We start from the raw sequence: 22990 nt of genomic DNA, 5'->3' as shown, positions 1-22990 counted from the left end.
AGGGCACAGCTTCCATGACGTTCTCCATCGGCATCGTCGGTGCCGGCCAGTTCTCCGGCCAGTTCGCCAAGCTGTTCCACGCGCACCCGGGCGTGCGCGCCGTGTACGTCACCGACCTGCTGCCGGAGCGGGCCGAACGGCTCGTCGCCGCCGAGGGCCTCGCCGGCACCTTCCCCACCTACGAGGCGATGCTGGAGTCCAGGGACGTCGACGCCGTCGCGATCTTCACCCAGCGATGGACCCACGGCCCGCTGGTGCTCCAGGGGCTGAGCGCGGGCAAGCACGTGTACTCGGCGGTCCCCATGGCCATCAGCACGCAGGAGATCGCGGAGATCATCGACGCAGTGAAGGCGACCGGTCTGACGTACATGATGGGCGAGACCAGCCAGTACAACCCGGCGACCGTGCACGCCCGCGACAAGATCGCCGAGGGGGCCTTCGGGCGACTCTTCTACGCCGAGGGCGACTACGTCCACGACATGGACCTGGGTTTCTACGAGGCGTACCGGTACAGCGGGGGCGAGCGATGGAAGGAGACCGCCAGTTATCCGCCGCTGCTCTACCCGACGCACTCGGTGGGCGGGGTGCTGGGCGCCTGGCGGACGCACGCGGTCAGCGTCTCGGCGATCGGGGTGGTGGACGACCGCGGGGACGGGGTCTTCGACCGGTCGGTCAGCCGGTTCGACAACGACGTCTCCAATGCGACGGCGTTGTTCGAAGTGGCCGGCGGCGGCTCGTTCCGTACGAACGAGTTCCGGCGGGTCGGCTACCCCTCGCACATCCGGGAGTCCCGTTTCCGCTTCTTCGGCACCGAGGCGAGCATGGAACAGCTCGCGACGGTGGCGCTGTGGCAGGACAAGAACGGGGTGGAGGACATCAGCGAGCTGTTGGAGCCCAAGCCCACGACGCCCCCCGACGACCCGTCCCTCCAGCACGTCGCGCCGGAGCTGCGGGCCGCCTTCACCTCGGGGTCGGCGCCGGTGCACGACCGGGCGCGGCTGCCAAGGGTGTTCGACCGGATGAGCAACGGGCACGAGGGCAGCCACCACTTCCTGGCGGACGACTTCGTCGTCGCGGTCAACTCCCGGACCCTGCCGCCCGTCAACGCGTGGGTGGCGGCCCGCTACACCCTGCCGGGCATCGTCGCGCACGAGTCCGCCCGGCAGGGCGGGGTCAGGCTGGAGATCCCGGACTTCGGGGACGCGCCCGAGATGTGACGCCGTCCCGTGGGCCGGGCTCCCGCGCGTCGTGTGCCGGGGGCGCGGCTCGCGGTCGCGGACCGGGCGGCGCCCCGTCAGCCCGTTCACGGTCGCGGACGCTGGGCGGCGGCCCGTCAGCCCGCTTCGTCCCGCTCCCGCACAGCCTGCCGGAAGCCGGTGTTGACGGCGGTCAGGCCGCCGTCGACGACCAGTGTCGTCCCGGTGATCCAGGCGGCGTCCCGGGAGGCGAGGAAGGCGACGGCCGCCGCGATGTCCTCGGGTTCGCCGACCCGCCCCAGCGGGTACAGCCCCTGGACCGCCGCCAGGTCCTCGTCCCGCCCCTCCCAGGCCGTGGTGCGCACGGTGCCCGGCGTCACCAGATTGACCCGGACGCCGCGCGGCGCGGCGTGCCCGGCGAGGGTGCGGGTGAGGGAGGCGAGGCCGGCCTTGGCGGCGCTGTAGGCGTGGTTGCCGAAGTCCTGGAGGCCGTTGACCGAGCCGACGCTCACGATCGCGCCGCGTCCGGAGGCGGCCAGGTGGGGCAGGGCGGCCCGGCAGCAGCGGTAGGCGCCGGTGAGGGTGACGTCGAGGTCGCGGGCCCAGGCCTCGTCGGGTTCGTCCTCGAAGAGCGGGGCGTCGGGCGTGCAGGCGTACGCGTTGTTGACCAGCACGTCGAGGGTGCCGAAGGTGTCCACGGCGTGGGCGACGGCCGCCTCGACGGACGCCCGGTCGGTGACGTCGCAGGGGAACGCCTCGGCTTCGAGGCCCTGTTCCGTCAGCTCCCCCGCCGTGCGCCGCGCGGCAGCGAGATCCACGTCGGTCAGCAGTACCCGCGCTCCCTCCTCGGCCAGCCGGCGGGCGGTGGCCGCGCCGATGCCGCGGGCCGCGCCCGTGACCAGTGCTCCGTGGTCCGCGAATCGCCCTGTGTGCGTCATGGGCACCGACCGTACTGCCGAAACGATCACAACGGCAGATAGCGTGCGTCCATGTCCGTGTTCTTGCAGCAACTCCCCGCGCTCATGGGCGTCGTCATCGGCGCTCTCGGTTCGTACCTCGCCGTGGTCCGCAGTGACCGGGCCCGGTTCCGCCGGGAGACGGCGGCGCGCTGGGAGGAGCGGCGGCTCGCGGTGTACGCGGACTACGCGCGGACCCTGAAGACCTCCGTCACGCTGACGTACCGGATCGCCGCCCACCTCGGCAACGACCCGCACCCTCACCCGCTCGCCCCGCAGGAGGCCGCCGCGGCCCAGGCCGAGGCCGCCCTCGCCCGGGACCCGGCCGGGGAGGCACTGCTCCTGCTGGGCAGCAAGGAGGTCGTGGAGAAGGCGCGGGCCTGGGTCGTGGCGGTACTGGACATGGAGCGCTTCCTGCGCGAGGAGACGCGGGACCCGGAAGCCTGGCAGGTCCTGCTGGAGCGGCAGCGCGCCGGCCGCGAGGGCTACTACACGGCCGTGCGGGAGGACCTGGCCCTGCCTCCGGGTCACGCGGCCCGGTGGCCGCTGCCGCCCGTCAGCGGTAACCGGTGACGTCGGCCGGCTTGCCCGCGTCCTGGACCTCGACGAGATAGCGCCAGGCGTCCGGACGGCTGCCGTCGAGGTCCGTGAAGCCGTACTCCTGCGCGAGGCCGCCGCTGGAGAGGGACCGGCCGTTGAAGCGCGCCACGTCCGGGTCGGCGGCGAGGGCGGTGACGGCGCGGCCGACGTAGCGGGGAGTCTCGGAGATGGCGAAGTGCGGGACGCGGTCCAGGGCGTCGCGCCAGTTCTCCTCGCGTACGCCGAAGTGGTCGAGCATGATCTCCGAGCGCAGCCAGCCCGGGGTCAGCGCGACGGCGGTGGCGCCGCGCGGGCCGAGTTCGTGGCCGAGGGCGAAGGCCATGCGCAGGACCGACGACTTGGCGAGGTCGTAGAAGAAGGAGACCCGATAGTGGTCGCGGTTGTAGTCGTCGGTGCCGTCGGTGACCTCGACGACCAGTCCGCCGGGGCGGCGCAGCAGGAGCGGCAGGGCGTGGTGGCTGGTGACGGCGTGGGTCTCCACGGCGAGCCGCAGCAGTCTGAGTCCCTTGTCGAGGTCGTGCTCCCAGACGGGGCTGTCCCAGTCGAAGAGCATCTCGCCGCCCCAGATGTCGTTGACCAGGACGTCGAGGCGGCCCTGTTCGCGGGCCATGCGGTCGACGAGCGCGGCGACCTGGGCGGGGTCGAGGTGGTCGGTGGGTACGGCGATGCCGTGGCCGCCCGCCTCGGTGACGAGGTCGGCGGTGTCCTCGACGGTCTCGGGGCGGTCGTACTCCGAGCGCCGGGCGCGGGTGCTGCGGCCGGTGACGTAGACGGTGGCGCCGGCCGCGCCCAGTTCGACGGCGATGCCGCGTCCGGCGCCGCGGGTCGCTCCGGCGACCAGCGCGACCCTGCCCGCCAACGGCTTCTTCGGTGACTCTGTCATGTCCGGCTCCCGATTCCTCTCCACGAGTGATGTCGTGATCGAGAGTGCCCGGGAAGCCGGACATCTTCTGTCACCTTTTACGCGTGTCCCTCGCGGGTGTCACCGTGCTCCGGCTCAGTGTCCGCGCTTGATCCACTCCTCCAGGTGCGGGGCCTCGGCCCCGATGGTGGTCGGGTCGCCGTGGCCGGTGCGGACCTCCGTCTCGGGCGGGAGCACCAGCAGCCGGTCGCGGATCGAGTCGATGATGGTCGGGAAGTGGGAGTAGGAGCGTCCGGTGGCGCCGGGGCCGCCCTGGAAGAGGGTGTCGCCGGTGAAGACGGTGCCGAGGCCCGGGTCGTAGAGGCAGACCGCGCCGGGCGCGTGCCCGGGGGTGTGCAGGACGGTCAGGTCGGCGCCGGCTGCCTCGATGACCTGGCCGTCGGTCAGCCAGGCGTCGGGGTCGCGGTCGGGGTGGGTCTGCTGCCACAGGGGCATGTCGTCGCGGTGCAGCCAGATGGTGGCGCCGGTGCGCTCGGCGAGGGCGGGCGCGGCGTTCACGTGGTCGTTGTGGGCGTGGGTGCACACGATGGCGGTCAGCCTGCGGTCGCCGACGGCCTTCGCGATGGCGTCGGCGTCGTGGGCGGCGTCGATGACGACCACCTCGTGGTCGTCGCCGACGAGCCAGACGTTGTTGTCGACGTCCCAGGTGCCGCCGTCGAGGCTGAACCGGCCGGAGGTGACCAGGCGTTCGATGCGGGCGGTCATCACAGCACCACCACCGAACGCAGCACGTCACCGGCGTGCATCCGCTCGAAGGCCTTCTCGACCTCGTCGAGCCGGATGGTCTCCGTGACGAACTTGTCCAGGTCCAGACGGCCCTGGAGGTGGAGGTCGATCAGCATCGGGAAGTCGCGGGAGGGCAGGCAGTCGCCGTACCAGGAGGACTTCAGGGAGCCGCCGCGGCCGAAGACGTCGAGCAGCGGGAGCTCCAGCTTCATCTCGGGAGTCGGTACGCCGACGAGGACGACGGTGCCGGCCAGGTCGCGGGCGTAGAAGGCCTGCCGGTAGGTCTCCGGGCGGCCGACGGCCTCGATGACGACGTCGGCGCCGAAGCCGCCGGTCAGTTCGCGGATCGCCTCGACCGGGTCGGTCTCGCGGGAGTTGACGGTGTGGGTGGCGCCCATGGAGCGGGCGGTCTCCAGCTTGCGGTCGTCGATGTCGACGGCGATGACCTTCGCGGCTCCGGCGAGGTGGGAGCCGGCGACGGCCGCGTCGCCGACGCCGCCGCAGCCGATGACGGCGACCGTGTCACCCCGGCCGACGTTGCCGGTGTTGATGGCGGCGCCGATGCCGGCCATCACGCCGCAGCCCAGCAGACCGGCCACCTGAGCGGAGACCCCGGGGTCGACCTTGGTGCACTGTCCGGCGGCGACCAGCGTCTTCTCGGCGAAGGCGCCGATGCCGAGGGCCGGGGAGAGTTCCTGACCGGTCGAGGCGAGGGTCATCTTCTGCTCGGCGTTGTGGGTGTCGAAGCAGTACCAGGGCCGTCCGCGCAGACAGGCCCGGCACTTGCCGCACACCGCGCGCCAGTTGAGGATCACGAAGTCACCGGGGGCCACGTCGGTGACGCCGGCGCCGACCGACTCGACCACGCCCGCCGCCTCGTGGCCGAGCAGGAAGGGGTAGTCGTCGCTGATGCCGCCCTGCTTGTAGTGCAGGTCGGTGTGGCACACCCCGCAGGCCTGGATACTGACCACGGCCTCCCCCGGTCCGGGATCGGGCACGACGATCGTCTCGATCCGTACCGGTTCGTCCTTGCCCGGTGCGATCACGCCGCGTACTTCCTGCGCCATGGTCTGGACTCCTTCTTCGGCCGTTCAGCGTTCCCCCCGACCCTACGCGCAACTGATCGGTAAGAGGCACCACGACGGCGCGCCGGGCCCACGTAGCCTGAGTCGTCCGCCCACCTGCCGAAGGAGTGCCGTGAGCACCGCCGACACGGAGACCGGTCAGCCCGCCTGGCGCCTGCTCCTGACGTACGTACGACCGCACCGCAGAACACTGTTCGCGGGCGCCCTGCTCTCCCTCGTCACGGGAGCCACGGGGCTGCTGCTGCCGCTGGTGGCGCGGGAGCTGATCGACGACCTGTCGCACGACCGTGCCATCACCGGCGCGCTGCTGGCCATGTCGGGGCTGGTGGTCGCCAACGCGGTGCTGGGCGCGCTGGGTTCGTACGTGCTGCGGCGCACCGCCGAGTCCGTGGTGCTCGGCGCGCGGCGCTCCCTGTCCTCCTACCTGCTGCGGCTGCGGATCACGGCCGTGGACCGCACCGAGCCCGGCGACCTGATGGCCCGGATCACCTCCGACACGACCCTGCTGCGGGAGGTCACCACCGACTCCCTCGTCGGCCTCGGCACCGGCGGGCTCACCCTGGTGGCGACCCTGGTGATGATGGGCCTGGTCGATCCGGTGCTCCTCGGCGTCACCCTGGCGGTGGTCGCGGGGGCGGGGACGGTGCTGGGTCTGATCGTGCCCCGCATCAACCGGGCGAGCCGGCAGGCGCAGGACGCGGTGGGCGTGATGGGCGCCGCGCTGGAGCGGATACTCGGCGCGCTGCGCACGGTGAAGGCGTCCGGCGCCGAGCCCCGGGAGGAGCGGGCGCTGCACGAGGCCGCCGAGGAGTCGTGGCGGCAGAGCGTGCGTGCCGCCAAGTGGTCGGCGGCGGCGGGCAACACGGCCGGGCTGGCGATGCAGATCGCGTTCATCACGGTGCTCGCGGTGGGCGGCGCGCGGGTGGCGACGGGGGCGATCGACGTCGGCACGCTGGTCGCCTTCCTGCTGTTCGTGTTCTATCTGATGTCGCCGATACAGCAGGTCGTCGGCGCGATCACGCAGTACCAGACGGGCAAGGCGGCGCTCGCCCGCATCCAGGACGCGCTGCGCCTGCCCGCCGAGCCGCCGGCCCGGCCCGCGCCCCTGCCGTCGCCGTCCGCGGAGCCGGCGTCGGTCGCCTTCCGGGACGTCCGCTTCCGCTACGCCGACGACCTGCCGTACATCCACCACGGGGTGACCTTCGAGGTGCCGGCGAGGGGGATGACCGCGTTCGTCGGCCCGTCCGGCGCGGGCAAGACCACCGTCTTCTCCCTCGTCGAGCGGTTCTACGACCCCGTCTCCGGGGAGATCACGCTGGACGGCCGGAGCCTCGCGGACTGGGACCTGGCCACGCTGCGGGCCGCGATCGGCTACGTGGAGCAGGACGCACCGGTGCTGTCCGGGTCGCTGCGGGACAACCTGCTGCTGGGCAATCCGGAGGCGGACGACGCCGCCCTCGCGACGGTGGTGAAGACCACCCGCCTCGACGGTCTGGTCGCCCGGCTGCCGAACGGGCTCGACACTCTGGTCGGGCACCGCGGCACCAAGCTGTCGGGCGGTGAGCGGCAGCGGGTGGCCATCGCCCGGGCCCTGCTGCGCCGTCCTCGGCTGCTGCTGCTCGACGAGGCCACCTCTCAGCTGGACGCGGTCAACGAGGCGGCGCTGCGCGACACGGTGGCCGACGTGGCCCGCACGACCACGGTGCTGGTCGTCGCACACCGGCTGTCCACGGTGACGACGGCCGAGCGGATCGTGGTGATGGACGCGGGTCGTGTCCGCGCGGTGGGTACGCACCGGGAGCTGGTGACCACGGATCCGCTGTACGCGGAGCTGGCGGCGACCCAGTTCCTGGCCGGCCGCGGCTGAGCGGCGGCCCGGCCACGATTGCCTCGCGCGGCCGGACGCAGGAAGCTCGAAGTGAGGGCCACGGTCGCCCGTCCCCTTGGCCGCGGCCTTCGAAGGAGGTCGTCATGGGCACCACGGCAGGCCCCGGCTTCGACATCGAAGCACTGCGCCGGGGCATCGAGGGAGAGACGGCGGCACCCCTTGTGTCGCTCTACGCACAGGACGCGGAGGTGCGCGTCGTCGACCGGTACGACCAGCCCAGCCGTCCCAAGGTCCTGCACGGCCGGCAGGAGATCGCCGAGATGCTCGACGACGTGTACAGCCGCGACATGACACACCGGCTGGAACGCTGCGTCGTGCAGGGCGACAACGCAGCGTTCACCGAGGAGTGCACGTATCCGGACGGCGTGCGGGTGCTCGCCGAGTCGATGCTGTCGCTGCGGGACGGCAAGATCGTCGAGCAGACCACCATCCAGGCCTGGGACGAATAGCCGGGGCGTGCCGGTCACGGGCCGCGCGGCGAGTACGGGGGCGAGCAGCGCGCGCTGCGGTACCGGCTGCTGACCGATACCCGCCGGGGCGGCCCACAGCGCCCGGGTGATGCGTGCCCCGGGGCTGGTGGCGGGTGGCCGGACCCCTCGGCCTCGCCGAGGGGTCCGGCCACGGCCGCGGCAAGGTACCGGGCGACGTCGTCGAAGAGCTGGGGCACGGCGCCGAGGAAGCAGTCAAGCATTGTCATGTACGCGCTCTTGTGGAGAAGGGCCCTCCTTCCCTACTTTGCAGTAAGTTCCCTCTGGAAGCAGCTGTGTTCAGATTTCGCGCGCCATCGCCCCCACCACGCCCACTGCCCGAGGAGAGCAGCATGCCCGCCTTCGGAACCAGGCACCTTCACGCCGTCGCCGCCGCCCTCGCACTCACCCTCGCCGCCCCGGCGACCACCGCCGCGGCCTCCCCGGACACCCCCGCCGGCCTGCGCGAGGTGATGTTCGTCGGCAACAACTGGGAGGGCACCGCGGACGTCATCCGCTCCACCGGCGACTTCGCGAGAATCGGCCGGATCGACGTCGTCCCGGACAAGGCGGAGCGGATGGCGGAGATCAATGCCGACCCGATCAAGTGGATCTACTTCCAGGCCATCCGCAACAGCGTCGGCGAGGGACACGACCAGCTCGTCGACGACATGTACTCGACGCCCGACGGCGCGTCGGTGGTGGTCTCCCGGCCGAGCTTCGCGGACGTCGTCTCCGTCGATCTCGCCACCGGTGAGATCGACTGGCGCTTCCCCGTGTCGGGTTACCGCTCCGACCACATGGCGGTCTCCCCCGACGGCACCCGGGTCGCGGTGTCGGCCTCCACGTCCAACACCGTGCACGTGCTGGACATCGAGACGGGCGAGGAGCTCGGGTCCTTCGGCACCGGCGACAAGCCGCACGAGAACATCTTCACCCGCGACGGCAAGTACATCTGGAACATGTCCATCGGCGAGGTGAACACCGCGCTGGACGCCCCCTGGCTGGACTGGACGAAGGGCGACCGGCGCATCACCGTCGTGGACGCGGCGACGTACGAGCAGGTCAAGGTGATCGACATGCGCGAGCGCCTGGACGCGATCGGTCTCGGCGACCGCTCCGACGCCGTGCGGCCCGCCGCGTTCTCGCCCGACGAGTCCAAGCTGTACTTCCAGGTCTCGTTCTTCAACGGCTTCTTCGAGTACGACATCGCCACCGACCGGATCACCCGCACGAAGACCCTGCCGAAGAACCCGGCCACCAGCGAGGACCGCACCACCTGGGTCAACGACTCGCGGCACCACGGCATCTCCATGAGCCCGGACGGCACCAAGCTGTGCGTGGCGGGCACCATGGACGACTACGCGACGGTCGTCGACCGCGCGTCCCTGCGGGAGGGCCCGCTCGTCGCCGCCGCCAAGCCGTACTGGGCCACGGTCAGCGGTGACGGCACCCACTGCGTGGTCTCCGAGAGCGGCGCCGACCAGGTGACCGCCATCGACTTCGCCACCGGCGAGAAGTCGGTGTCCGTCCCGGTGGGCGACCACCCTCAGCGGGTCCGGATCGGCCATGTGGCGGCGGACTGGACGGGGCCCTCCACCGGCTGACGCGGGCGCGCGGCCGAGGGCCGGAAATGTTCGGAACACGCCTGTGTGAGGACGCCCGGGACGGGTAGTCGGCCGACAACGGACGAGGCATGCATGTCCTCGGCATCACCGCCTTCGGAAGGAGGTCCGTGACAGCGCACTCCAGAAGCGCCCGGGCCGCTTCCCCCCGACACGGAGCGGCCCGGTCCGCACCGGGCGGTGCCCTCGTGGGCGCCGCCCCTTCCGTTTCCCCGGTCCGCCTTCCACCGGCCCGCTCAGGGGCGCCCTACCGCCGCGGCAGCCGGTGCAGTTCGACGTCCCCCAGCCGGCCCTCCGCGACCGTGGCCGTCATGTAGGTGCAGTACGGCTGGCGGCGGCGGTCGGTCGGCGAGCCGGGGTTGAGCAGGCGCAGGCCGGTGTCGGCGGTGGTGTCCCAGGGGATGTGGCTGTGCCCGAAGACCAGGACGTCGAGGTCCGGGAAGCGGGAGGCGCAGCGGCGCTCGCGCCCCTGGGCGGCGCCCGTCTCGTGGACCACGCCGAGGCGCAGGCCGCCGAGGTCGGCGTACGCCACCTCGGGGAGCCGGGCGCGCAGGCCGGGCCCGTCGTTGTTGCCGTACACGCCGACGAGCCTGCGGCTGCGGCTCTCCAGCAGATCGAGGGTGGCCGTGTCGACCCAGTCCCCCGCGTGCACGACGACGTCGGCGCGGGGGATCTCCGCCAGCAGCGGCGCCGGCAGTTCCTTCGCCCGCTTCGGCAGGTGGGTGTCGGACATGAGCAGCAGTCGCACGGGGCCAGCGTAGACGGCGGGCCCCCGGATCTTCACTCCCCGGCGGTTCGGCGCTTGAGCGGCTCCCACCAGGCCCGGTTGTCCCGGTACCAGGCGACGGTGCCGGCCAGCCCGGCCGTGAAGTCGTGGCGGGGGCGGTAACCGAGTTCGTCACGGGCCTTGCTCCAGTCGACCGAGTAGCGCAGGTCGTGGCCCTTGCGGTCCGCGACGTGCACGACCCGGTCCGGGCCGGCCCCGCAGGCGTCCAGCAGCAGGCCGGTGAGCTCGCGGTTGGTCAGCTCGGTGCCGCCGCCGATGTTGTAGACCTGCCCGGCCCGGCCCCGGGTCCGGACCAGGTCGACGCCCCGGCAGTGGTCGTCCACGTGCAGCCAGTCGCGGACGTTGCGCCCGTCCCCGTACAGCGGGACCCGTCGGCCGTCGAGGAGGTGGGTGACGAACAGCGGCACCAGCTTCTCGGGGAACTGGTGCGGGCCGTAGTTGTTGGAGCAGCGGGTCACCCGGACGTCCAGGCCGTGGGTGCGGTGGTAGGAGAGGGCGAGCAGGTCGGCCGAGGCCTTGGAGGCGGCGTACGGGGAGCTGGGCCGCAGCGGGTGGTCCTCCGTCGCGGAGCCGGACTCGACCGGGCCGTAGACCTCGTCGGTGGAGACGTGGACGAAGGGCCCCACGCCGTGGCGCAGGGCCGCGTCCAGCAGGGTCTGGGTACCGACGACGTTGGTGAGCACGAAGGCGGCGGCGTCGTCGATCGAACGGTCCACGTGGGACTCGGCGGCGAAGTGCACCACCTGGTCGGCGTCGGCCATCAACTTGTCCACCAGCGCGGCGTCGCGGATGTCGCCGTGCACGAACTCCAGCCCGGGGCGGCCGAGTTCGAGGTTGTCGAGGGTGCCGGCGTAGGTGAGGCTGTCCAGGACCGTGATCCGCGATGGCTCGAGCGTGTCGGACGCCAGCAGCGCCCGGACGTATCGGGAGCCTATGAATCCGGCTGCGCCGGTGACCAGGAGGTTCATGGACGGTGCTGTGCCTTGCTGGAGTCGGACGGGGCGGGCGGTACGGGCGGGAAAGGGCTACACCGACGTTACCCGCGTGTCCCGCGCGGGCGGCGGCCGGCCCGGGACGCGCACCGCGCCGGCACACGGCCGGCGCGCTGGGTCGTCTCCGCCGTCCCGGGGGGGGGACCGTTCGGTTCAGTCTTCGCCCCGGACGATGTTCGACTCCTGACCCGTCTGCGGTGCGCGTGCGGCGCTGCCGTCCTCGACGGCCGGTATCCAGGTGCGCAACACGCCCCGGCCGCGCAGGCGGCGGGCCTTGGACCAGCCCGTCTCCAGGCGACGGGCGACGGGTTTCTCACTGGTGTCCGCGGTCACGGAGCATCATCTTCCTTCTGTTTCCGGCACCATCGCCCACCGGGTCCCCGCGCGTGATGTCGTGAAACTCCGGGCGCGCGGGGCCTACGGGTTGGGCCGGGCCACGCTGATGTCGCCCAGCGCCGACTCCGGGTCGCGCTCCATGGCCAGGTCGCCGAGGGAGACGATGCCGACGGGGCGGCCGTCGTCGACGACCGGCACCCGGCGCACGGCGTGGTCGCGCATGAGCTCGACGGCGTGGTCCAGCTCGTCGTCGGACCGTACGGTCACCAGGTCGTCGCTGCACGCGCCGACCACGGTGGTCCGCTCCGGGTCGCCGCCCTCCGCGACGGACCGGATCACCAGGTCACGGTCGGTGACCAGACCGCGCAGTTCGTCGCCGTCCGTGACCAGGACGGCGCCGAGGTCCCGGTCGCGCATGATGCGGGCCACCGCGGTGACGGAGGTCTGCGGCTCCACGGTCACCGGGTGGCCGGTCATGATGTCGCGGACGTACTGGGTCATGACGTGATCCCTCGTTCTCTGCTCGCCGGTCGGGTGTGCTGGGCGGGTACCCGGCCGGACGGTCCCGGCACCTCAGTCCGGGCCGCGGCCCACCGGGATCTCGCTCCAGACCTGTTTGCCGCCGCTGACCGGCAGGGTCCCCCAGGTGGCCGACATCGCCTCGACGAGGAGGATGCCGCGTCCGCCCGTGGCCTCCCAGCCGATGCTGGTCGGCTTGACGGGCGTACGGGGCGAGGCGTCGGCGACCGCGACGCGCAGCCGGCCGTTGATCAGCGCGAGGTCGAGGCGGACCTGGCCGTCGGTGTGCACGAGGGCGTTGGTGACCAGTTCGGAGACGATCAGGAGGACGCCGTCGGCGTCGTCGTCCGGTACGCCCCAGGAGCGCAGGGTGCGCCGGGTGAAGCGGCGGGCGTGCCGCACGGCCTCGGGCAGCCGCCACACCGACCAGCTCTCGCGCAGCGGTCGCACCGCCATGCCGTCGTAGCGCACCAGGAGCAGGGCGACGTCGTCGCTGCGGCGGGCGTTGCCGAGCAGCGCGTCGGCGACGAGCCCCAGGTGGGCGGGGTCGGAGACGGCCAGCGCGTGCGCGAAGCGGTCCATGCCCTCATCGATGTCGGCCTCGGCGGACTCCACGAGGCCGTCCGTGGTGAGGGCGATGAGGGTGCCGCGGCGCAGCCGCAGCGGGCTCATCGGGAAGTCGGCCTGCCGCACCACGCCCAGCGGCGGGCCGCCCTCCGCCTCCGCGATCTCGGTGCTGCCGTCGGGGTGGCGCAGCACCGGCGGAGGGTGCCCGGCCCGCACGCACCAGGCGGCGCCCGCCTCCATGTCGAGGTCGACGTAGACGCAGGTGGCGAAGAGGTCGGTCTCCATGTCCATCAGCAGCCGGTTGGCATGGGAGACCACCACGTCCGGCGGGTGGCCCTCGGCGGCGTAGGCGCGCAGGGCGGTGCGCATCTGGCCCATCAGGGTGGCGGCGCCGGCGCTGTGCCCCTGGACGTCGCCGATGACGAGGGCGACGTGGTGGTCGGGCAGCGGGATCACGTCGTACCAGTCGCCGCCCAGCTCCAGTCCGGCGGTGCTGGGCAGGTAGCGGGCGACGGCGACCGCGCCGGGCAGCTTCGGCAGGCGGCGCGGGAGCAGCTGGCGCTGGAGCATGCCGACGAGCTCGTGCTCGGCGTCGAAGGCGTGGGCGCGCATCAGGGCCTGACCGGCGAGGCCGGCGGAGGCGGTGAGCAGGGCGCGTTCGTCGGGACCGAAGTCGTGCGGGGTGTCCCAGCCGATGAGGCAGGCGCCGGCCATGCGGCCGCCGGCGGGCAGCGGCAGTACGGCGAGGCCGCCGGGGCCGACGTCGGCGAGGGCGGGTTCCAGGTCGCCGGTGCCGGCCGGCCAGATCCGGGCGCGGCCCTCGCGCAGCGCGGCGGCGAGGGTGGGCATGGCCCGCACCGGCGCGTCGGGCCATTCGGTACGCCACTCCGTCCGCCACAGTTCGGGCCAGGACTCGGGCTCGGGCGGGTCGAGGACGGTGACGACGAGGCGGTCGTTCTCCAGCTCGGCCAGCGCGATCCGGTCGGCCCGCAGCGGCCTGCGCAGGGCGGCGACCACGGCCTGGCTGACGTCGCGCACGGTGCCGGCGGTGGCCAGCGCGGCGGCCAGGCGCTGGACGCGGGCCACGTCGGTCACGTCGGGGCGCAGGGTGGAGGCGTCGGCGACGGTGCCGACGAGACGGGCGGGCCGGCCCTCGCCGCCGGGCAGCAGGCGCCCGCTGAGCCGCAGCCACTTCGGCGGGCCGGTGGGCTGGAGCACGCGGAACTCCAGCTCGCGGTCGCCGATGGTCATGTGGTCGGCCTCCGTCACCGACATGAGCGAGGGCAGGTCCTCGGGCACGGTGAGGCCGAGCAGCGTCTCGACCTTGCCGTCGAACTCGCCGGGCGCCAGGCCGAACAGGCGCAGGATGTCGTCGCCGACCTCGACCCGGCCGGTGTCCATGGCCAGGGAGAAGGCCCCCGGTTGCAGTTCCTCGCCCTCGCCCTCGACCGCCACGGCCGGGGCGGGGCAGGCGACGGCGTCCGCGATCAGCTCGAGGCACGCGCGGTCCTCGGGGCCGAAGCCCTCCGGGCGCTCGGTCAGGGCGAGGAGGCAGCCGCCGCCGTCGCCACGCACCGGCAGGGCGGCGAGGGAGAAGCCGCTCGACGGGACGCGTCGTGACTCCGCCGACCCGGCGAACTCCTCGGGGCCGAGCCACACCGGCGTCCCCTCGCGGTGGGCGTCGGCCACCGGGGAACCGCCGGAGGCGGGGTAGCTGTCGCGTACGCCGTACAGGGTGCGCGGCACGCCCACCGACTCCGCCAGGCAGAGCAGCTCCGGGTTCTCGCCGGGTGCGTAGAGGGCGGCGAACGAGGCTCCCGCGAAGACGAGCGCCTGCTCGAGGACGCGGCGCGACCGCTCGCCCGGGTCCGGTACGGAGGCGACCGCCTTCAGGGCACCGTCGGCGCGCAGCGTTCTCGCTCCGCGTTCCACCGCGCCCTCACTGACCACGCCGCCATTACAGCGCTTATGGGACATCCGCGCAGCCCCTGCGGGGCGGGAAGAGGGGGATCCGGGGGAAGAGGCCGGGCTCGAGGGCGGTCGAGGCCGGGGAGCGTGCGGCGTCATACGCGGTACGAGTGCGGGTGGCCGCGCGCGGGGCCGACCCTCCCCCCGGAGGGCCGGCCCCTGCCACCGGTGCTGCTGCCGGGCGTACGGATCAGCCCGCGAGACCGGATCCGTGACCGCCGCCGGCACCCGTGCCGTCACCGTCGGCCCCGTCACCGGCCTCACCGGCCCCGGCCCCGGCCCCGTCACCGACCTGCCCGTCACCACCGCCGACGGCGTCACCGCCCCCGGCCGCTTCACCGCCGGCCTGGTCACCCACGCCGGACCCTGCTCCGCCGGCCTGCCCGGCGCCGGCGCCGTCGCCGCCCAGGGTGGCGCCCACGGCCTCGAGGGCGGTGGTGACCGGCTGGAAGAAGGTCTCGCCGCCGACCGTGCAGTCACCGCTGCCGCCCGAGGTCAGGCCGATCGCCAGGCCGTCCTGGGTGAACAGGGAGCCGCCGCTGTCGCCCGGCTCGGCGCACACGTCGGTCTGGATGAGTCCGGTGACCGTCCCCTCGGGATAGTTGACGGTGGCGTCCAGGCCGAGGACCTGCCCGTCGGCCAGTCCGGTCGTGCTGCCCATCCGGAAGACCTGCTGGCCGACCGTCGCCTCCGCGGCCTGACTGATCTGAACGGTCTGGTCCCCGAGGTTGACCTCGCTCGGCGCCTCGGTGGCGGGGTCGTCGTACCTGACGAGCGCGAAGTCGCCCTCGCCGGGGAAGACCGCCTGGTCGACGGTGGCGATGGGCTGCCCGTCCTGCGCGTCCGACCACCGGTCGTCCGCCACGCCGCAGTGACCGGCCGTCAGGAAGGCGGGAGCGCCGTCGCCCGCGGTGACGTTGAAACCGAGTGAGCAGCGCGCCCCGCCGCCGAAGACGGCGTCGCCGCCCGACACGAAGGTCTTGAAGGTGCCGGCGGACTTCTTGATGGTCGCCATGCCCGCGCCGAGGCCCTCGACGGTCGATTCCAGCCGGTCCCAGTCCGCGCCGGTGACCGTGCTGTCGGCGGTGACCAGGATCTTGTTGGTACGCGGGTCGATCGCCCACGAGGTGCCCGGGATGGTCGCCTCGGACTTGAGGGTCCGCGCGCCGGTCCGCAGCTCGCTCATGCTGTTGTCGACCTCGCGGACGTCCGCGCCGGCCTTCTTCGCCTCCACGATGACCTGGTTGTTGTCGCCCGGCACGACGTTGACGACGAGCTGCTGCTCGTCGGCGTCGTAGTAGGAGCCGGCGAAGGCGTCGCCGAGCAGGCCGGCGAGCTGCGAGGCGAGATCCGACGCGTCCGCCGCCTTGAGGGTCCTCGGCGCCGCCGCCGTGTCGCCAAAGGACTCGCCGTCCTGGGAGGCGTTGGCGTTGGGCAGCAGGACGGCGGCCGCGCCGAGCGCCGCCACGCCTCCCGCCGCGATCGCGGCCCTGCGCTTCGGAATTCGCTTGTGACTCAACCTTCTCGACCTCCTGGGACGGGGTCCGTGCCGCCGTTCCGGCAGCTGTCTGGGGCGCCTGGATGGCTGTTGGTACGCACGGGCCGGACGGGGCGTTCAGCGAGGCCTGGCAATCACCACGGATCAAGACTCTCCGCGATCGATCGATAACGCTCTGTTCCGATCGCGGAGCGGAATCCCTGCTTCAGCGAATCTGCACATCGAATGCCCAACCCGGTCACCCCCGTTGTCGGATCTGCACAATCCCGCGACGCCCCGCACGCCTTTGGGGCGGGAGTGCCGGATTCGCCTCCGTACGGGCAAGGGGGTCGCACGGGTCGATGTCGCGGCCCGTGTGAAGAAGTCGCCGCGAAGGCGTGCGCACACCTGCACGCTTGGGCCCCCCGGCGTTGCAAGTGCCCTGGTGGGAGGGGGTGATTGATTGGAAGGGCGGACCGGCCGCGTGCTTTGATCCATCGCACCGCGGGGGCCGCGGAGGGCTCCGGAAACGGGCGCCCGGCGCCCGCGGTCGCGGCCGTCATCTGTCCCCAGAGGGGGCCGCTCCCCCCTTGTGAAATGGCTATACGAAGGGAAGTTCCATCATGAACTCCACCCCCCAGGTTGAGACCGTCGAGATCTCCGACGCCGACCTCGACAACGTCTCCGGCGGCCTGAACGTGAACGCCGTCGGCACCGTCACCGGCCTGGTGGACGGCATCGCCCCGGTCTCCGGCCTGGTCAACACCGCCATCGGCACCGTCGAGGGCGTCACCGGCCTGAACACGGCCCCGGTCACCAACCTGGTCGCCGGTCTCTGATCGCGCCCTTGTGCCGCTGAGTCCCGGAGCCATCCAGGCTCCGGGGCTTTTCGGCGGTTCACCAGCGGCTCTTCGCAACACACTGGGATACGTCCGACGTGCAGTTCCGCCAACAGGCCCTCGCCAAACTCCAGTCGCCGGAGGAGCTCGACCTCCCGGTGCGTTTCGCCCGCCCGCAGGGCTGGCTGGTGCTCTCCGTGACCGTGGTCGCCATGGCCGCCGCGTCCGTGTGGGCGGTGGGCGGCTCGGTGGCCTCCACGGTGAGCGCGCCCGCCGTCCTCACCCACGGCCAGGGCAGTTACCTCCTGCAGAGCCCCGTCTCCGGCCAGGTCACCGCGGTCCTCGCGCGCCAGGGACAGCGGCTGCCCGCCGACGCCCCCGTGCTGAAGGTGCGTACGAGCGAGGGTGAGACCGTGGTCCGCACGATCGACGCGGGGCGGGTCAGCGCGCTCGCCGCCACGGTCGGGCAGATCATCCAGACCGGCGCGAACGTCGCCGCCGTCGAGAAGGTCGCCCACGCCGACGATCCCCTCTACGCCACCGTCTACGTCCCCGCCGAGAACGCCGCCGCCATCCCCGCGCACGCCTCCGTCGACCTGACCGTCCAGTCGGTGCCGGCGCAGCAGTACGGCGTGCTGCACGGAGAGGTGAAGTCGGTGGACCGCTCGGCGCAGTCGGCGCAGTCCATCGCCGCGTTCCTCGGCGACAGCCAGCTCGGCGAGCAGTTCACCAAGGAGGGCAGGCCGGTGGCCGTGACGGTCCGGCTGGACACCTCGAAGTCCACGAAGAGCGGCTACGAGTGGTCGTCCGCGGACGGACCCCCCTTCCGCCTCACCTCCATGACCATGGCCACCGGTTCGATCCGGCTGGCCGACGAGCGCCCCGTCGATTGGCTGCTGCCGTGAGCACCGCACAGGAGACCCGGGGCAGACGCCGCGCCGCCCCGCCGAAGCGCACGGCGCCCAGGGCGCGGAAGAAGACGGTACGGACGCCGACCGTGCTCCAGATGGAGGCCGTGGAGTGCGGTGCCGCCTCCCTCGCGATGGTCCTCGCCCACTACGGCCGGCACGTCCCGCTGGAGGAGCTGCGCATCGCCTGCGGCGTCTCCCGCGACGGATCGCGCGCCAGCAATCTGCTGAAGGCGGCCCGCGGTTACGGCTTCACCGCCAAGGGCATGCAGATGGACCTGGCCGCGCTCGCCGAGGTGACGGCACCGGCCATCCTGTTCTGGGAGTTCAACCACTACGTCGTCTACGACGGCATGGGGCGCCGCTTCGGCCGCCGCGGGGTGTTCATCAACGACCCCGGCAAGGGCCGCCGTTTCGTGTCCCTGGAGGAGTTCGACGGCTCCTTCACCGGCGTCGTACTGACCATGGAGCCCGGCGCGGACTTCACCCGGGGCGGCCGTAAGCCGGGCGTGCTCGGCGCGATGCCGGCCCGGCTGCGCGGCACCGCGGGCACACTCCCCGCCGCCCTGCTGGCGAGCCTGCTGCTGGTGGCCGTCGGCGCGGCGGTGCCCGCGCTCAGCCGCACCTACATCGACATGTTCCTCATCGGCGGGCAGACCTCGCTGCTGGGCGTGCTGTTCGCGTCGATGGGCGCCTGCGTGCTGCTCACCGTCGTGCTGACCTGGCTCCAGCAGGCGAACCTGCTGCACGGCCGCATCATCTCCTCCACCCTCTCCAGCGCCCGTTTCCTGCGCCACCTGCTGCGGCTGCCGGTGACGTTCTTCTCCCAGCGCAGCCCGGCCGACCTGGTGCAGCGCCTCCAGTCGAACGACGCGGTCGCCGAGACTCTGGCCCGCGACCTCGCCGCGGCGGGCGTGGACGCGATCGTGGTCGTCCTGTACGCCGTGCTGCTGTACACGTACGACCCCCAGCTCACCTTCGTCGGCATCGGCGTGGCGCTGCTGAACATCCTCGCGATGCGGGTCGTCATCCGGCTGCGCGCGACCCGTACGGCGAAGCTGCGGGCGGACACGGCGCGGCTGACCAACACCGCGTACACCGGCCTCCAGCTGATCGAGACGATGAAGGCGACCGGCGGTGAGGACGGCTACTTCCGCAAGTGGGCGGGGCAGCACGCCACCACCCTGGAGGAGCAGCAGCGGCTCGGGGTGCCGAGCGCCTGGCTGGGCGTGGTCGCGCCGACGCTGGCGACGCTCAACAGCGGGCTGATCCTGTGGATCGGCGGCATGCGGGCGGTCGAGGGCCACATCTCGGTCGGTCTGCTGGTCGCCTTCCAGGCGCTGGTGGTCCGCTTCACGGCCCCGCTGACCCGGCTGAACGGTGTCGCGGGCCGCATCCAGGACTTCGCGGCCGACGTGGCCCGGCTCAAGGACGTGGAGAACTTCCGCACCGACCCGCTGTACGACCGGCCGGACGGCACGGGCGACTCCACGCGGCGGCTGCACGGCCACGTCGAGCTGCAGAACGTCTCCTTCGGCTACAACCCCCTCGACAAGCCCCTGCTCACCGGCTTCGACCTGACCGTCGGACCGGGGCAGCAGGTGGCGCTGGTCGGCGGGTCGGGCAGCGGCAAGTCCACGGTGTCCCGGCTGATCTCGGGCCTGTACGCCCCGTGGGACGGCGTCATCCGCATCGACGGTCAGCGGCTGGAGGACATACCGCGCGGGGCGCTCGCGTCCTCCGTCTCCTTCGTCGACCAGGACGTGTTCCTCTTCGAGGGCACCGTGCGCGACAACGTGGCGCTGTGGGACCCGTCGGTCCCCGACGACGCCGTGGTGGAGGCGCTGAAGGACGCGGCCCTCCTCGACGTGGTGATGCGCCGGCCGGGCGGCATCCACAGCCGGGTCGAGCAGGACGGCCGCAACTTCTCCGGCGGGCAGCGCCAGCGCCTGGAGATCGCGCGGGCCCTGGTGCGCCGGCCCAGCATCCTCGTCCTCGACGAGGTGACCAGCGCCCTGGACGCTCAGACCGAACTGGTGGTCATGGACAACCTGCGCCGGCGCGGCTGTGCCTGTGTGGTGATCGCGCACCGGCTCAGCACCGTCCGGGACAGCGACGAGATCGTCGTGCTCCAGCACGGCACGGTCGTGGAGCGGGGCCGGCACGAGGAGCTGGTGGCGCACGGCGGCGCCTACGCGGCGCTGGTCAGGGAGCGTTGAGATGACGACCGTGCACGAAGGACAGGGCGATCTCGTCCTCGGGGCGCTCGGCTCGCTGGGCACCCGCGTCGACTGCGCCGGGTTCGGCCGCCTGGACCTGGAAGGGCCGCAGGTGCTGTGGCTGGTGGCGTCCGGCGCGGTGGACCTGTTCGCGGTGGACGCCGAGGAGCAGGGCCACTGGCACCACCTGGGCCGGCTGGAGGCGGGCTCGGTGCTGCTCGGACCGGTCGCCGGGCCCCAGCACACGCTGGTCGCCCGTCCCTTGCGGGACTGCGTGGTGCACCGCATCGGGCTGCGCGAGCTGTACCAGCCCGCGAGCACCCAGACCTGGTCGTACGACGAGTACGGCAACCCCCAGTACGTGCCGCCGCAGACGAGCCCCTTGGAGTACGCCCTCGCCCTGGGAGTCGGCCGCAGCCTGACCGTCCTGTTCCAGGCTCCGATGGCCACCGAACGGGCCGCGGCGCATGGGGGTCCCCCCGCACGGGCGTATTCGAGCGTGGGGGAGGACGACGACGTGTTCTGGATGCAGGTCCCGCCGGGCAGCGTGCAGTACGGGGCGGTGTACGGCGCCGAGGCGGCCGCCGACCTGCTGATGGACCCCGCGCTGTGGCAGAGCATGGTCGACCAGCAGTACCGGCTGCTGACCACGCTGGACCGCTGGATCGAGCAGCTGGAGCGGACGCACGAGACCCGCACGGCGGCCGGCATCAAGGCCGGTGAGGCGGTGCGCGCCCAGGCCGACCGGACGCTGCTGGCCTCCATCGGCAAGCGGTCGGGACAGCGGAGTACGGCCGCCGACGCCGACGCCACGTACGCGGCCTGCAAGCTGGTCGCCCGGGCGGCCGGCATCCCGCTCGCCGAGCCCGCGCAGAACGGCACCGAGAGCGACCGGATCGATCCGGTGGAACGGGTCGCCGTCGCCTCCCGCGTGCGCACCCGGACCGTGCGGCTGGACGGCCGCTGGTGGCGGGACGACGTCGGGCCGCTGGTCGGTCACCGGGCCCTGTCCGGGGCGCCGGTGGCGCTGCTGTGGCGGCGCGGCGGCTACGTGGCCGTGCATCCGGCGACCGGCCGGGAGACGCCGGTGGAGAAGGCGAACGCCGAGGAGTTCGAGCCCCGCGCGGTGATGTTCTACCGGCCGCTGCCCGAACGGCGGCTCAGCCCGTTGCGGCTGTTGCGGTTCTGCCTCCAGGGCACGCGCCGTGACCTGGCCGGGCTGCTGCTCGCCGGGCTGGTGACGGTGGCGCTCGGCGCGCTGGTGCCGGTCGCGACGGGCAAGGTGCTCGGCGAGTTCGTGCCGAAGGCCCAGACGGGGCTGATCGTTCAGGTGTGTCTCGCGGTGATGCTGAGCAGTGTCGTCGCGGCGGCCTTCATGCTGATGCAGAACCTCACCATCCTGCGGCTCGAGGGCCGGATCGAGGCGACCCTCCAGCCGGCCGTCTGGGACCGGCTGCTGCGGCTGCCGACGAAGTTCTTCACCGAGCGCTCCACCGGTGAGCTGGCGAGCGCGGCGATGGGCATCAGCGCGATCCGCAGACTGCTGGCGGGTGTCGGGCCGACGGTGGCCCAGTCGGTGACCGTCGGGGCGATGAACCTGGGGCTGCTGCTCTGGTACAGCGTGCCGATGGCGCTCGCCGCGATGGGCATGCTGGTGGTCGTGGCCGCCGTGTTCCTGGGGCTCGGGCTGTGGCAGGTGCGCTGGCAGCGGCGGCTGGTCCAGCTGACCAACAAGCTGAACAACCAGGCGTTCCAGACGCTGCGCGGGCTGCCCAAGCTGCGCGTGGCCGCGGCCGAGAACTACGCGTACGCGGCGTGGGCGGAGCAGTTCGCGCGCAGCCGTGAGCTCCAGCAGCGGGCGGGGCGGGTCAAGAACCTGAACGCGGTGCTGGGCGCGGTGTACCTGCCGCTGTGCACCCTGCTGATGTTCATGCTGCTGGCCGGTCCCGCGCGCGGTTCGATGTCGGCGGCCGACTTCCTGACGTTCAACGCGTCGGTGACGATGCTGCTGACCTCGGTCACCCAGCTGACCGGCGCGTTCGTGTCGGCGGTGGCCGCGCTGCCGCTGTTCGAGGAGATCAGGCCGGTCCTGGACGCCACCCCCGAGGTGCGCACGGCCAGCACCCGGCCGGGCCCGCTGTCGGGGGCGATCGAGGCGCGGCGGCTGTCGTTCCGTTACACCGACGACGGTCCGCTGGTGCTGGACGACGTCTCCTTCGACGTGCGGCCGGGCGAGTTCGTCGCGGTCGTGGGCCCCAGCGGCTGCGGCAAGTCGACGCTGCTGCGGCTGCTGATCGGCTTCGACCGGCCGCTGTCGGGCAGCGTCCTGTACGACGGCCAGGACCTGGCCGCGCTCGACCAGTCGGCGGTGCGCCGGCAGTGCGGGGTGGTGCTCCAGCACGCGCAGCCGTTCACCGGTTCGATCCTGGACGTCATCTGCGGGACCGAGCCGTACACGCCGGAGGAGGCGATGGCGGCGGCGGAGATGGCGGGCCTCGCCGAGGACATCAAGCGGATGCCGATGGGCCTGCACACCATCGTCTCGGGCAGCGGCGCGGTCTCCGGGGGTCAGCGGCAGCGGCTGATGATCGCGCAGGCGCTGATCCGCCGGCCGCGCATCCTCTTCTTCGACGAGGCGACCAGCGCCCTGGACAACGAGACGCAGCGCCGGGTGATCGAGTCGACCAAGGCGCTCAACGCCACCCGCGTGGTGATCGCGCACCGCCTGTCCACGGTGCTGGACGCCGACCGCGTGATCGTGATGGAGGACGGCAAGGTCGCCCAGCAGGGCCCGCCGGCCGAACTCCTCGCCGACACGGGCGGCCGGCTGCACGAGCTGGTGCGGCGGCAGCTGGCCTGACCGGGGCGCGGTTTTCCGGCCGTACCGGCCGGGTCGGCCCTTGGAACGGCCGG

The 22990-nt window shown here is 72.7% G+C and carries 19 protein-coding genes; 9 read left to right on the top strand and 10 right to left on the bottom strand.

The genetic code is table 11. The features are described from left to right. The first annotated feature begins 14 nt into the window (after nt 1-14). Nucleotides 15-1217, top strand: coding sequence for a Gfo/Idh/MocA family protein (locus ACLIN4_RS32010; RefSeq protein ID WP_307653527.1), 1203 nt, complete (start codon nt 15-17; stop codon nt 1215-1217). A 116-nt stretch (nt 1218-1333) separates the two neighbouring features. On the opposite strand, the gene ACLIN4_RS32005 is transcribed toward ACLIN4_RS32010, so the two are convergent. Next, a complete protein-coding gene (locus tag ACLIN4_RS32005; RefSeq protein WP_107478327.1) occupies nt 1334-2134 on the bottom strand; it encodes an SDR family NAD(P)-dependent oxidoreductase in 801 nt (266 codons plus the stop codon). A 51-nt stretch (nt 2135-2185) separates the two neighbouring features. Between ACLIN4_RS32005 and ACLIN4_RS32000 the strand changes: the two genes are divergently transcribed. After that, complete coding sequence (locus tag ACLIN4_RS32000; protein ID WP_307651703.1) at nt 2186-2725, top strand: hypothetical protein; 540 nt, start codon at nt 2186-2188, stop codon at nt 2723-2725. On the opposite strand, the gene ACLIN4_RS31995 is transcribed toward ACLIN4_RS32000, so the two are convergent. From ACLIN4_RS31995 to ACLIN4_RS31985, 3 genes are all read right to left on the bottom strand, one after another. Next, nucleotides 2709-3635, bottom strand: a complete 927-nt coding sequence (locus ACLIN4_RS31995; protein WP_100045482.1) for an SDR family oxidoreductase — start codon at nt 3633-3635, stop codon at nt 2709-2711. The genes ACLIN4_RS32000 and ACLIN4_RS31995 overlap by 17 nt on opposite strands. A 114-nt stretch (nt 3636-3749) precedes the next feature. Continuing rightward, nucleotides 3750-4379 carry an MBL fold metallo-hydrolase gene (locus tag ACLIN4_RS31990; protein WP_269958018.1) on the bottom strand — a complete coding sequence of 210 codons (630 nt, stop codon included), beginning with the start codon at nt 4377-4379 and terminating at the stop codon, nt 3750-3752. Next, nucleotides 4379-5467 (bottom strand): S-(hydroxymethyl)mycothiol dehydrogenase, encoded by a 1089-nt coding sequence (locus ACLIN4_RS31985; protein WP_100045485.1) that lies wholly within the window; start codon nt 5465-5467, stop codon nt 4379-4381. Before ACLIN4_RS31985 ends, ACLIN4_RS31990 begins: the two co-directional genes overlap by 1 nt. A gap of 130 nt (nt 5468-5597) precedes the next feature. Between ACLIN4_RS31985 and ACLIN4_RS31980 the strand changes: the two genes are divergently transcribed. The 3 genes from ACLIN4_RS31980 to ACLIN4_RS31970 all read left to right on the top strand — a co-directional run bounded on the left by ACLIN4_RS31980 (nt 5598) and on the right by ACLIN4_RS31970 (nt 9447). After that, on the top strand, nt 5598-7352 hold the full coding sequence (locus tag ACLIN4_RS31980) for an ABC transporter ATP-binding protein (protein WP_290011977.1): 1755 nt from the start codon (nt 5598-5600) through the stop codon (nt 7350-7352). A gap of 104 nt (nt 7353-7456) precedes the next feature. Continuing rightward, complete coding sequence (locus tag ACLIN4_RS31975) at nt 7457-7822, top strand: nuclear transport factor 2 family protein (protein WP_100045488.1); 366 nt, start codon at nt 7457-7459, stop codon at nt 7820-7822. 371 nt (nt 7823-8193) lie between these two features. After that, nucleotides 8194-9447 carry a YncE family protein gene (locus ACLIN4_RS31970; RefSeq protein ID WP_290011976.1) on the top strand — a complete coding sequence of 418 codons (1254 nt, stop codon included), beginning with the start codon at nt 8194-8196 and terminating at the stop codon, nt 9445-9447. A gap of 265 nt (nt 9448-9712) precedes the next feature. Here the strand turns inward: ACLIN4_RS31970 and ACLIN4_RS31965 are convergent, their stop codons facing one another. The 6 genes from ACLIN4_RS31965 to ACLIN4_RS31940 form a co-directional block, all read right to left on the bottom strand. Further along, on the bottom strand, nt 9713-10213 hold the full coding sequence (locus ACLIN4_RS31965; protein ID WP_289909121.1) for a metallophosphoesterase family protein: 501 nt from the start codon (nt 10211-10213) through the stop codon (nt 9713-9715). Nucleotides 10214-10245: 32 nt separating this feature from the next. Continuing rightward, a complete protein-coding gene (gene rfbB, locus ACLIN4_RS31960; RefSeq protein ID WP_411576478.1) occupies nt 10246-11220 on the bottom strand; it encodes a dTDP-glucose 4,6-dehydratase in 975 nt (324 codons plus the stop codon). 177 nt (nt 11221-11397) lie between these two features. Next, nucleotides 11398-11577: a hypothetical protein gene (locus ACLIN4_RS31955; protein ID WP_289909123.1), complete on the bottom strand. Its 180-nt coding sequence runs from the start codon at nt 11575-11577 to the stop codon at nt 11398-11400. Between the two features lie 84 nt (nt 11578-11661). Next, entirely contained in the window at nt 11662-12081 is a 420-nt protein-coding gene (locus ACLIN4_RS31950) for a CBS domain-containing protein (RefSeq protein WP_411576477.1), read from the bottom strand. Between the two features lie 72 nt (nt 12082-12153). Further along, nucleotides 12154-14643: a SpoIIE family protein phosphatase gene (locus ACLIN4_RS31945; RefSeq protein WP_411576476.1), complete on the bottom strand. Its 2490-nt coding sequence runs from the start codon at nt 14641-14643 to the stop codon at nt 12154-12156. Nucleotides 14644-14824: 181 nt separating this feature from the next. Then, nucleotides 14825-16153 (bottom strand): S1 family peptidase, encoded by a 1329-nt coding sequence (locus ACLIN4_RS31940; RefSeq protein WP_289909125.1) that lies wholly within the window; start codon nt 16151-16153, stop codon nt 14825-14827. Between the two features lie 581 nt (nt 16154-16734). Between ACLIN4_RS31940 and ACLIN4_RS31935 the strand changes: the two genes are divergently transcribed. The 4 genes from ACLIN4_RS31935 to ACLIN4_RS31920 all read left to right on the top strand — a co-directional run bounded on the left by ACLIN4_RS31935 (nt 16735) and on the right by ACLIN4_RS31920 (nt 22937). Beyond that, nucleotides 16735-16950 (top strand): hypothetical protein, encoded by a 216-nt coding sequence (locus ACLIN4_RS31935; RefSeq protein WP_073728672.1) that lies wholly within the window; start codon nt 16735-16737, stop codon nt 16948-16950. Nucleotides 16951-17048: 98 nt separating this feature from the next. Continuing rightward, nucleotides 17049-17855 (top strand): HlyD family efflux transporter periplasmic adaptor subunit, encoded by an 807-nt coding sequence (locus ACLIN4_RS31930; protein ID WP_107479094.1) that lies wholly within the window; start codon nt 17049-17051, stop codon nt 17853-17855. Next, the gene (locus ACLIN4_RS31925) at nt 17852-20077 is read left to right on the top strand and encodes an NHLP family bacteriocin export ABC transporter peptidase/permease/ATPase subunit (protein WP_290011973.1); all 2226 of its coding nucleotides are present in this window, start codon (nt 17852-17854) and stop codon (nt 20075-20077) included. The genes ACLIN4_RS31930 and ACLIN4_RS31925 overlap by 4 nt, the downstream gene beginning before the upstream one ends. Before the next feature lies 1 nt (nt 20078). Beyond that, complete coding sequence (locus tag ACLIN4_RS31920) at nt 20079-22937, top strand: NHLP bacteriocin export ABC transporter permease/ATPase subunit (RefSeq protein WP_289909127.1); 2859 nt, start codon at nt 20079-20081, stop codon at nt 22935-22937. Nucleotides 22938-22990 lie beyond the last annotated feature (53 nt).

Source organism: Streptomyces mutabilis, assembly GCF_046628145.1.
GTDB lineage: Bacteria > Actinomycetota > Actinomycetes > Streptomycetales > Streptomycetaceae > Streptomyces > Streptomyces mutabilis.
This window is presented reverse-complemented; position numbering and strand designations above follow the sequence as displayed.

Bases quoted from the DNA above. Each gene is read 5' to 3' on its own strand.
- ACLIN4_RS32010 (WP_307653527.1), top strand. From the start codon at position 15: ATGACGTTCTCCATCGGCATCGTCGGTGCCGGCCAGTTCTCCGGCCAG.
- ACLIN4_RS32005 (WP_107478327.1), bottom strand. From the start codon at position 2,134: ATGACGCACACAGGGCGATTCGCGGACCACGGAGCACTGGTCACGGGC.
- ACLIN4_RS32000 (WP_307651703.1), top strand. From the start codon at position 2,186: ATGTCCGTGTTCTTGCAGCAACTCCCCGCGCTCATGGGCGTCGTCATC.
- ACLIN4_RS31995 (WP_100045482.1), bottom strand. From the start codon at position 3,635: ATGACAGAGTCACCGAAGAAGCCGTTGGCGGGCAGGGTCGCGCTGGTC.
- ACLIN4_RS31990 (WP_269958018.1), bottom strand. From the start codon at position 4,379: ATGACCGCCCGCATCGAACGCCTGGTCACCTCCGGCCGGTTCAGCCTC.
- ACLIN4_RS31985 (WP_100045485.1), bottom strand. From the start codon at position 5,467: ATGGCGCAGGAAGTACGCGGCGTGATCGCACCGGGCAAGGACGAACCG.
- ACLIN4_RS31975 (WP_100045488.1), top strand. From the start codon at position 7,457: ATGGGCACCACGGCAGGCCCCGGCTTCGACATCGAAGCACTGCGCCGG.
- ACLIN4_RS31970 (WP_290011976.1), top strand. From the start codon at position 8,194: ATGCCCGCCTTCGGAACCAGGCACCTTCACGCCGTCGCCGCCGCCCTC.
- rfbB (WP_411576478.1), bottom strand. From the start codon at position 11,220: ATGAACCTCCTGGTCACCGGCGCAGCCGGATTCATAGGCTCCCGATAC.
- ACLIN4_RS31950 (WP_411576477.1), bottom strand. From the start codon at position 12,081: ATGACCCAGTACGTCCGCGACATCATGACCGGCCACCCGGTGACCGTG.
- ACLIN4_RS31945 (WP_411576476.1), bottom strand. From the start codon at position 14,643: ATGTCCCATAAGCGCTGTAATGGCGGCGTGGTCAGTGAGGGCGCGGTG.
- ACLIN4_RS31935 (WP_073728672.1), top strand. From the start codon at position 16,735: ATGAACTCCACCCCCCAGGTTGAGACCGTCGAGATCTCCGACGCCGAC.
- ACLIN4_RS31920 (WP_289909127.1), top strand. From the start codon at position 20,079: ATGACGACCGTGCACGAAGGACAGGGCGATCTCGTCCTCGGGGCGCTC.